At 64.0% G+C, this 9,242-nt stretch carries 8 protein-coding genes; 1 reads left to right on the top strand and 7 read right to left on the bottom strand.

All coding sequences use genetic code 11. The features are described 5' to 3' along the window. The 6 genes from EH240_RS36015 to EH240_RS35990 form a co-directional block, all read right to left on the bottom strand. Positions 1 to 830 (bottom strand): transporter substrate-binding domain-containing protein (locus EH240_RS36015; protein ID WP_125007104.1); only part of this gene is annotated, 830 nt, incomplete at its 3' end. Positions 831 to 1,095: 265 nt separating this feature from the next. Continuing rightward, positions 1,096 to 1,923, bottom strand: a complete 828-nt coding sequence (locus tag EH240_RS36010) for an alpha/beta fold hydrolase (RefSeq protein ID WP_125007106.1) — start codon at positions 1,921 to 1,923, stop codon at positions 1,096 to 1,098. 2 nt (positions 1,924 to 1,925) lie between these two features. Further along, entirely contained in the window at positions 1,926 to 3,011 is a 1,086-nt protein-coding gene (locus tag EH240_RS36005) for an LLM class flavin-dependent oxidoreductase (protein ID WP_125007103.1), read from the bottom strand. 31 nt (positions 3,012 to 3,042) lie between these two features. After that, positions 3,043 to 4,554: an aldehyde dehydrogenase gene (locus EH240_RS36000; protein WP_125007102.1), complete on the bottom strand. Its 1,512-nt coding sequence runs from the start codon at positions 4,552 to 4,554 to the stop codon at positions 3,043 to 3,045. Positions 4,555 to 4,576: 22 nt separating this feature from the next. Beyond that, a complete protein-coding gene (locus EH240_RS35995) occupies positions 4,577 to 5,554 on the bottom strand; it encodes a flavin reductase family protein (protein WP_125007101.1) in 978 nt (325 codons plus the stop codon). A 176-nt stretch (positions 5,555 to 5,730) separates the two neighbouring features. Next, positions 5,731 to 7,530 (bottom strand): helix-turn-helix domain-containing protein, encoded by a 1,800-nt coding sequence (locus EH240_RS35990; RefSeq protein ID WP_125007100.1) that lies wholly within the window; start codon positions 7,528 to 7,530, stop codon positions 5,731 to 5,733. Between the two features lie 162 nt (positions 7,531 to 7,692). Here EH240_RS35990 and EH240_RS35985 point away from each other — a divergent pair, with 162 nt between their 5' ends. Next, positions 7,693 to 8,274: an amino acid synthesis family protein gene (locus EH240_RS35985; RefSeq protein WP_125007099.1), complete on the top strand. Its 582-nt coding sequence runs from the start codon at positions 7,693 to 7,695 to the stop codon at positions 8,272 to 8,274. A gap of 451 nt (positions 8,275 to 8,725) precedes the next feature. Here the strand turns inward: EH240_RS35985 and EH240_RS35980 are convergent. Further along, on the bottom strand, positions 8,726 to 9,242 hold a 517-nt coding region (locus tag EH240_RS35980), incomplete at its 5' end, for a hypothetical protein (protein WP_245436691.1).

The following is a 9,242-nucleotide window of genomic DNA, read 5'->3' as shown; positions in this document are numbered from 1 at the left end:
TTCGTCTTCGAATAATCCTGGCCGTACCATTTTTCCGAGAGCTTGCTCAGCGTGCCGTCCGCCTTCATCGCTTTCACGGCTTCGGCGATCTTGGCGGACAGTTCCGGGTCGCCGTGCTCGATGGCGATCGCCAGCGGCTCGTAGAACACCGGATCGCCGACCTGCTTGATCGGATAGCCGGCTTTCACGGCATCGAGGATCGACGGCAGCGACGACACCACCGCGTCCAGGCGCACGCCGTCACCGAGGCGAAGGTCATCGAAGGCGGTCGTCGAATTCTCGTAGGAGTGGACTTCCTTCGGGTTGAGTTTGTACTCGAAGGGCGGCGCGCCGGCTGCGTCGAGCGTCAGATCCTTCTTGGCATAGGCTTCGAAGGTCGAGGTGCTGGTGGCGCCAACCACCTTGCCGTCGAGATCGGCCATCGTCTTAGCCTTGCTGTCCTTGTGCACGGCGACTGCCGCCGGAGTGTAGTAGTACACTGCGGGGAAATCGAAGATCTCGGCGCGCTTCTTGGTCGGCGTCATCGAACCGACATGCATGTCCCAGCGGCCCGCCCAATTGCCGGCGGTGATAATGTCCCAGCCCGGCGTGACGAACTCGACCTTGACGCCGAGATGCTTGCCGATCGCCTTGGCCACGTCGACGTCGAATCCATCCAGCTCATTGTTGGCGTTCATGAAGGATTGCGGCGCCCAGTTGGCGTCAGTCGCAACCTTGAGCGTGCCTGCGGCGGTCACGCGATCGAGCACCGCGCCGGCATGGGCGGGATATGCGCCAAGGGCAAGTGCCAGCGCGGCCATCGTCAGCTGTCGTCTGTTCCAGAATGTCATTGTGCGTGTTCCCTTGTTGTTTGTTCATTCCCATGCGGTCATGACCGTTTAGCCGGTCATGATCTCGCAATCCCTTGCCGACGAAGTCGGCGTCCCCCGGACGGCTCGCGGATTTAGCGACGCCCGGGCTGGTCCGGTCCTCCGCTGCCGCGGAGGATGTTTGCAGCCGCCATTCCCTCGCTCACGGGGAAAGCTTTGGCCTGTTGCCGGCGAGGTGCCGCGCGGCGCCTTGAGCAAGGCACCCGCTCCTGCTCCACGAAGACCGCTACCCATGCGCGACGGCCCCTCTCGCGCGACCAGCGCCCAGCAGGAAGTCGGCCATCGTTTCCGCGACCCGAGCCGACGCCTCGATCAGGATCGAGTGGCGAAGCCCAGGCAAAATGGCGATTTGCGAACCCTGGACCTGTTCGTGCATCAGCCGCGCCATGCGCGGGCTGGACCCCTGGTCGTCCTCGCCAGTCACGATCAGCGTCGGGCAGGTGATGCGGTCGAGAATGCCGCCGAAATCGGTCTCGGCCAGAACCCGGTAGGCGGCGGCGTAGCAGTCACGGTCGTTCTCTGCGTCGCGCCGGCGCAGCTCGGCGATGATCTCAGGGTTCCTGTCCTGAAAGTCCTCGGTCAGCCAGCGCGACAGTGAGGCGGCGTGATGCGCCGAGGCATCGCTCGCCATCAGCGCCGCCAGCCGTCCGCGCACCGCATGGCGCTCCTCGGGCGTGCGGCCGGCGACCGTCGACAGCAGCGCCAGTTTTTGCAGGCGCTCGGCGTGCGTCAGCGCGAGGCGCTGCGCGATCAAACCGCCCAACGAGAACCCTGCCAGATTAAAGGTGGAAAACCCCAGATGATCGGCCAGCGCCAACGTCTCGCCGACGAAATCGTCAATCTCGTAGCGGCCTTTGACCCGGCTGGAGCGGCCATGGCCGCGCAGGTCGAAGGTAAGGATCGCGAAGCGATCCTTCAGCCGCTCGGCCACGCCATTCCACGCTTCGAGGTAAGAGCCGACGCCATGGATGCAGACTAGCGGCACGCCGCCCTCGCCCTCGAGGCGCCAGTTGAGCAGCACGCCTTCGACATCGAGCTGGCCGGAGCGCGCCATGATCACGCCCTCGCCGCCTGGCGCGCCTGGCGCGCCTTGTCGCGCTCGCGTGCGGCGAAGACCGGCATCACCTCGTCGACCCAAAGCTTGATCGTCTTCTTCTGCAGTTCGAACGGCAGGTTGAACGTCAGGCCGAGGCAGTATTGGTCGACGCCCGCAGCTTCATAGTCGAGCAGCTTTTCGATTACCTCATCCGGCGTGCCGAACATGAGGTTGCGGCGGATGTTTTCGGGATTGTAGTTGTCCTTGCCCTTGACGCTCTCGTAGGGCACGGCTTCGGGAAAGCCGCTGCGCACCGTGCCGATGTTCTGGAACAGGTTCTCGAAGGCGCGGCCATAGTCGATCGCATGCCCGACCGCGACCTCCCAGTCCTGTTGCCGTTCGTAGACGCAGGTGCGCCGCTGCATCATCAGGCGCGGGCGCGGCACCTCCGGATGGTCGGCGACGGCCTTGCGGAATTTCTCGCCGAGCACCGCCACTTCGGCCGGCGGCGCCGACAAAGGCGTCGACAGGATCGAGGCGCCGATGCCGACCGCCCAGTCGAAGGTGCCCGGGTCCCGCGCGGCCACCCAGATCGGCGGGTGCGGCTTCTGCAGCGGCTTCGGCACGCCGGCGGCTAAAGGGAACTTCCAACAGTGGCCGTCATGGGCATAGTCCTCGGCCCACAGTCTCTTCACCGCCGGCACCAGTTCCTTCAGATAGGCGACGCCTTCCTGCTGCGGCATGCCGCCGGCCATGCGGTCGAATTCATACTGGTAGGAGCCGCGCGCGATGCCGAACTCCAGCCGCCCGCCGGTCAGGTGGTCGCAAAGCGCCGCCTCGCCCGCGAGCCGGATCGGACTCCAGTAAGGCGCGACCAGCGTTGAGGTACCGAGCCGGATCTGCTCGGTGTGCTGCGCAAGCCAGGTCAGCGTCATTAGCGGGTTCGGCGAGATCGTGCATTCGATCGTGTGGTGCTCCGCCGTCCACAGCGTCTCGAAGCCGCCCTCGTCGGCCATGCGCGCGAGGTTCAGGAGATTGCTCTTCACCCTTGCCATGGGGATGTCGGGCGAGAAGCGCTCCATGGTCAGCGATACGGCAAATTTCATGTCGGTCTCCCGGTCGGTATGTCGGGTTTGGTCAGCGAAGGCGGATGACGAACGGGTCCTGCATGGCGCCGGAGTAGTCGATGACGACGTTCTTCAGGCGCGAGAACTCCTCCATGGCGTCGAACCCGCCGCGCCGCCCGTAGCCGCTCTCCTTGAAGCCGCCATTGGCGGACATGAAGGAGGAGGCACGATAGGTGTTGATCCAGACTGTGCCGGCCTCGACATTCCTGGCGAAACGCAGCGCACGGTTGATGTCCCTCGTCCAGATGCCGGAGGCCAGCCCATAGCGGGTCTCGTTGGCGAGCCGGATCATCTCGTCTTCCGACGAGAACGGGATGACGCCGATGACCGGACCGAACAGCTCCTCCTGCATGAAGTCCATGCCGTTGTCGGCATCGGTCATCACGGTCGGTTCAAAATACCAGCCGCCGGCAAGCTCGGCCGTCTGTGGCCGCCTGCCGCCGGCCGCGATGCTGGCGCCCTGGCGCACGCCCGAGGCGACATAGGTTTCCACCTTGGCAAGCTGCGCCGACAGCGCCAGCGGACCGATGTCGGTTTCCTCCAGCGTCGGCAGCCCGACCCGCACGCGCCTCGTGCGCTCGACCAGCGCCTCGACGAAGCGATCGTAGACGCTGGCTTCGACGAAACAGCGCGAACCGGCGACGCAGGTCTGCCCCGCGGCCGCGAAGACACCCGATACGACGCCGTTCACGGCATGCTCGATATCGACATCGCCGAATACGACGTGAGGGGATTTGCCGCCAAGTTCCATCGAGCAGGGGATGAGGTTCTGCGCCGCATTGGCAGCAATGCGGCGCCCGGTTCCGGTCGAGCCGGTGAAGACGAATTTGGCGATACCCGGATGCCTAGTCAGTGCGTCGCCCGCGACAGCGCCCGTGCCGGTCACGACATTGACGACGCCGGCGGGAAAGCCGGCCTCCATAATCAGCTCGGCCAGAGCGAGCGTCGAGGCCGAAGCGTGCTCGGACGGCTTGACGACCACCGTGTTGCCGAGCGCAAGGCATGGCGCCAGCGTGCCGGTAAGCAGCATCAGCGGCGAGTTCCATGGCGTGATCATGCCGACGACGCCGATCGGCTCGCGCAGGTTGAAATTGAGCATGTCGAGCTTGTTGACCGGAATGGTGTCGCCGAGCAGCTTGTCGGCCATGCCGGCGAAGTAGGTGTAGCTGTCGGGCATGGCGCGCATCTGCGCTTGCATTTCCTTGAGCAGCTTTCCGTTGTCGCGCGTCTCGATCAGCGCCAGCTCGTCGGCGTTGTCGAGCACCAGTTCCGCCAGCCGGCGCACCAGTCTGCCGCGGTCGGTCTGCGTCATGCGCCGCCAGGCCGGCGCCGCGAAAGCGGAACGCGCGGCCTCGACTGCCGCGCGGACATCCTCGGCGCCGGCCTCGGCGAACTGGTACCAGGGCCTGCCGCTGGTCGGGTCGAAACTGTCGATATACTGCCCGCTCTTCGGTGCCACGAACTCGCCATTGATGAACAGGTTCTGGCGCGAGCCTTCGAGCGATGCGACCGTCGTTTTCATGCTGTCTGTCCTGTGTGGATCATCATTCGGACGCGGCCTGCGTCCACGATTGCGACTGGCCGTCGATCATGGCGACGCGGCCCCCCTCGCCGGTGTCGATGTAGATGCCGAAGCGCTTGTCCTGCCGCTCGCGCGCATAGCGGCGCAGCATGGCCCGCAGCTCGTGGGTGGCGATCCGCTCGTAGGGCAGCGCGTCGACGGCAAAGAAGGCGTGACCATCCGGCAATGCGGCTTCAGCGCTCTCGCGGCTCAGTTCGGCACGGTAGATCAAATAGCCGGGGTCGCTGTCGGCGACGTCGAAAACCGAATAGAGGAAGGTGTTTTCCGGGACGAGGCTCAGCGCCTCGCCGCCATCCAGCACAAGTTTGCTGTCCACCTTGCGGCGCCGCGCCGTCGGCAGTACCCAACCGCCCTTGCCGTCGGCACGCAAGAGGATGCGGTTCCCCGCTTCGACCAAATAGCCGATGATCATGTCCTGCGACGCCAGCCACCCGGCCGGCAGCGGATCCTTCACGCTGGCGTAGCGGCCGCGGCAGAATCCAAGCGGCGCCGACGGGCTGGTGCCGAAGGCCTGTACCTGGCCGATCAGGATGATGTGGTCGCCCGCCTCGACACGGTTGTGAACGGTGCAGTCGAACCAGGTCAGGCTGTCGGTGAGGACCGGAGCGCCGGTGTGGGCGCGATCATGATTGATCGACTGGAACTTGTCCGCCGCCTTCGAGGCGAACACCGATGAAACATCGACCTGCCCCTCATGCAGGAAATTGACCGCGAAGGATGGCGTCTCGTTGAAGGCCGGAAAGCTCGCCGCCGACTTGCCGACGCAGACCAGCAGCAGCGGCGGGTCGAGCGAGACGGAGGTGAAGGAATTGGCGGTCATGCCGCGCGGATTGCCGTCGCTGTCGCGCGTGGTGATGACGGTGACCCCGGTGACGAAGGTGCCGAAGGCACGACGCAAGGCGATCGGGTCGATCGTCCTTTGTGCCACCGCATCCGCCATTGCCTTCCTCCACGTTGCCGCATGGAAGCTAGGCAGGAGCCGGCACCGGTTCTTCCTCCGATCTATAGGAAAGAGTTCGCGACCGGCTGCTGCCATCCCGAGCAAGCAGAAGCGCGACGAGCCCGCGCCCAGCGGCGGACGACATACAGCGACGGCAATGTCGGGATGGAGTGGTTCTAGCGGACCGCCGGCACGCGGCTGTTGATGATGCCGCTGAGGCGGATCGCCAGTTCGACCGCGAAGCGCTGTTCGGGCGTGTCGAGCTTGATGCCGAACAATTCCTCCATGCGCGACAGGCGATAGCGCAAGGTGGTGACATGGAGCCCGAGGGCGTCGGCGCAGGCCTGGCTGCGGCAGCCTTCGCGCAGATAGGCAAACAGCGTATCCAGATAGGGTGTGCCGTGCTCGCGATCATGCGCGATCAGCGCGCCGACGCTTTTGTCGACGAAGTTGCGCACGTCGGGCACGTCGGCGGCAGCGACCAGCATCGGCAGCGGACCAAAATCCTGCCCGGCGAAAACGCCGGTGCGCCCGAAGGAGCGGCCGATGCGGATCATGCGGCGGCAACGTTCCCATGCGGTCGGGTAATCTGCCAGCACGGCACAGATCTCGGATCCCAATACCGCCGGCTCGCGCTCGAAATAGCGGCCAAGCTCCCCGGCGATTTTGTTTGGCAGTTTCCCCAGGCGGATGCTGTCCTGCCCGGCATCGTCCGCAACGAGACAGACCAGACCGCCTTCGACGGCGATGACGGTGCCCGCCACGCCTGCCTGTTCCAGAAGCCGGACAAGCGCATGATGGGGATCGGCAAGACCGCCGCTGCCGTCCTTCGCATCGTCGGCGTAGTCGACGACAATCAGTCTTTGCGGCGTGGTCAGGTCGATCCCCAACCGGCGCGCGCGATTGACAATATCGGCCTCATCACGCCAGCGGCGCTCAACGACTTCCAGGAAGAGTTCCGTCAGGGAGCGCGTCTCGAAGCGGAAACGGACGAAGCTGCGCATCATCTGCACACTGAGCGCGAATTTGGCGCTGTCGAGCAGCATCTGGTCGAGCTGGCCGGACTGCTGCGGCGTCGGGAAAATCATCAGCGCGCCAACCACTTCGCCGTCGATGGTAAGCGGCTCGATTCGTACCGAAAGCTTGAGCCGGTGCTTGCCGTCATCGACGAACAGCGTCTCGGTGTGGCGTCCGTCTGACGCGCTGCGCGCCACCTTGAAGATCTGCCGGCTGAGTGTTCCGCTCACGGCCTGCTGCCAGGAAGCGGTGTCGAAATGCGCCTCACTTGGGGAACGGCCGGCCACGACCAGATTGGCATGGAAATCGATCACCACCACTGGGTTGGGCAAAAGTTCGCTGACCTTTTCGGCGAGCGAGACCACCGACCCGTCCGACAAGGCCTGCTGCAGAAGCGAGGTGTGCGCCGAGAGCGCGCGCTGCAGACGCTCGCCGGCTTGCTTCTCCTGATGCAGACGGTGCTGCTTCTCCACCGCGATCTCGCCCAGATGGACGATCATGCCGATGAAAGCGATATCCTCGGCGCTTACTTCGGTGATCTCGCGAGAGACCACGGTCAGCACCATGGGCCGGCCGTCTTCGTCGACGCAGTTCATCGGCATGACGAGCACGCTGCGGTAGTCGCGCTCGAACGCCTCGCGGCGATAACCCGGGAATTCCTCGGACACGCGCGCGTCCCTGATATAGACAGGCTCGTTGCGGTTGAGCGCGACGATCGAAGGACTGGTCGCGAGCTCCCAACGGTCCGGCAAAGTGCGTTGAATGAGCGTCGGATCATGGCGCACAATGACATAGGCGTGGCCATGCGGCGCATCGATGCTCATGATCGAGCCAAGGGTCCATTTGGCATGGCGGCAGGCTGCCAGCACGAGGTCGCGCAGCACCGACTGGAGATCGCCACCCGAATTGATGAGGCTGGCGGCGTCCCGCAAAGAGAGAATTTGCGACTGGTGGTCCACGCCCGGTCTTCCGCCTCGCGAAAGGCCAATTTAAGCCGTCGCGGATATACCAACGCTACACCGCTTCCAAGCGGGGTGCACGCCGATTCTTCCTACGAACCGGAGGAATACCTGTCCATCGGGCCTTACTAGGCTGGGCTTCCACCAACAGGGCCCAAAATCATGGAATTGCGAAAAGTCTGCACCTTCATCGAGGAAGTGCACATCGAGGGCGGCAAGGCGAGTGCCAGGCCAGTAACGTCGATCGTCGTCGCGGCCATCCTGCGCAATCCATGGGCTGGGCGCGGGTTCGTCGAGAACCTGCGGCCGGAGATCGTGGCCATCGCGCCCCGACTCGGACATGAACTTACCCGTCGCCTGCTCGAGCTTATGCCTGCGGAGCGTATCGAGAGCTACGGCAAGGCCGCGGCAGTTGGGGTCGCCGGCGAGATCGAACATGCCTCGGCCATGATCCACACGCTGCGGTTCGGCAACGTGTTCCGTGAGGCCGTCGGCGGCACGACCTATCTCGAATTCTGCAACACGCGCAACGCGCCGGGCGCGCTGCTGTCGCTGCCGATGATGCACAAGAGCGAGAACGGCCGCCGCTCGCATTTCATCACGGCCAACTTCCAGATTGCCGACGGTCCGGCCGCCGACGAGATCGTCGTGGCAATCGGCGCGGCGGATGGCGGTCGCCTCCATCCACGGATCGCCGACCGTTTTCAGGATACGAAAGAGATTGAGCAGGAACAAACGACGTAGCGTCGTGCATCACACCCGCCCGTCCTGCTTCTGTCCGCATTATCCTCCGGCACAGCCCATCTGTATGGCTTGAGGCGCCGCTTAGGCGGTCCGCGCCTGCGCCTCCGTGGACTCCCCCTCGGCTTCGGATCACCGCAGCCATTCAGACGCGAAATATGGAATGACCGGAAAGGGGCCGCAAGCGGCCTGACAGCTCACAGGACGAGGTCATTCAAAAGCGGCCATTCCGCTTTCGATCTTTTGAAGGCCGTCCAACGGATTCGCGGACCAACTGATCGACTGAGCCGGAACTCGTAGGCGAAGGGCTACAAGCTTGCGACGCCGATGAACCAGACCCCCAAGGCCGTCTCCTCACGACGGGGGCCGGCGATCCTGGGGAACGGGAACACCACGCCGGCGCTCGACGAGGCCCGCGCTCGTCAATGCGGGCACCGGAGTCATCCTTTTCCCGCTAGCCGTGGTGGAGTTTGTCTCGGAGACGCACACAAATGCCAGTGATAGTGTCAACCACCGTGCTGCGGCCGTTGGCGGCAAGATAGTTGTCCGAACAGATAACCATGGTGAATTGGCTGAACGGCTCTGTAAAAAGGCGGTGTCCCTGTCCTGCGCCCACAAATGTGTCGGCACTCAAACCCGACCAGTGGAATAGCCGAGCCAGGTTTTCGACATCTGGCTTTTGTCCCTGCGCCATGAGGGTCAGTGTTGAAGCGCTGACCCCCGAAAGTTCAGCGACTTGCCTCCAGTTCAGTTTTCTATCCGACTTCTTTCGATCCAGCGCCTTCAAAAACGCCTGTGTGTTGAACTCAGATCGCGTCATCCAGTCCACTCTCTCAAACATGTATGAATTTATACCGACTTTCGAGATCAACGCACGAAGACGAGCCGTTTTGGAGAAAGCACGCTCATACCGACCTAGGTCGCCCGTTCGGCTGTTCAACGTCGAGTAGCGGACCGCGCTACATCTTCGT

The organism is Mesorhizobium tamadayense (assembly GCF_003863365.1).
Classification (GTDB): Bacteria; Pseudomonadota; Alphaproteobacteria; order Rhizobiales; family Rhizobiaceae; genus Mesorhizobium; species Mesorhizobium tamadayense.
The sequence above is the reverse complement of the archived record's forward strand: the minus strand, read 5'-3'. Positions and strand labels throughout refer to the sequence as shown.

What these genes read in the sequence shown, in the direction of transcription:
- EH240_RS36010 (WP_125007106.1), bottom strand. Translation starts at nt 1,923, where the DNA reads ATGGCGCGCTCCGGCCAGCTCGATGTCGAAGGCGTGCTGCTCAACTGG.
- EH240_RS36005 (WP_125007103.1), bottom strand. Translation starts at nt 3,011, where the DNA reads ATGAAATTTGCCGTATCGCTGACCATGGAGCGCTTCTCGCCCGACATC.
- EH240_RS36000 (WP_125007102.1), bottom strand. Translation starts at nt 4,554, where the DNA reads ATGAAAACGACGGTCGCATCGCTCGAAGGCTCGCGCCAGAACCTGTTC.
- EH240_RS35995 (WP_125007101.1), bottom strand. Translation starts at nt 5,554, where the DNA reads ATGGCGGATGCGGTGGCACAAAGGACGATCGACCCGATCGCCTTGCGT.
- EH240_RS35985 (WP_125007099.1), top strand. Translation starts at nt 7,693, where the DNA reads ATGGAATTGCGAAAAGTCTGCACCTTCATCGAGGAAGTGCACATCGAG.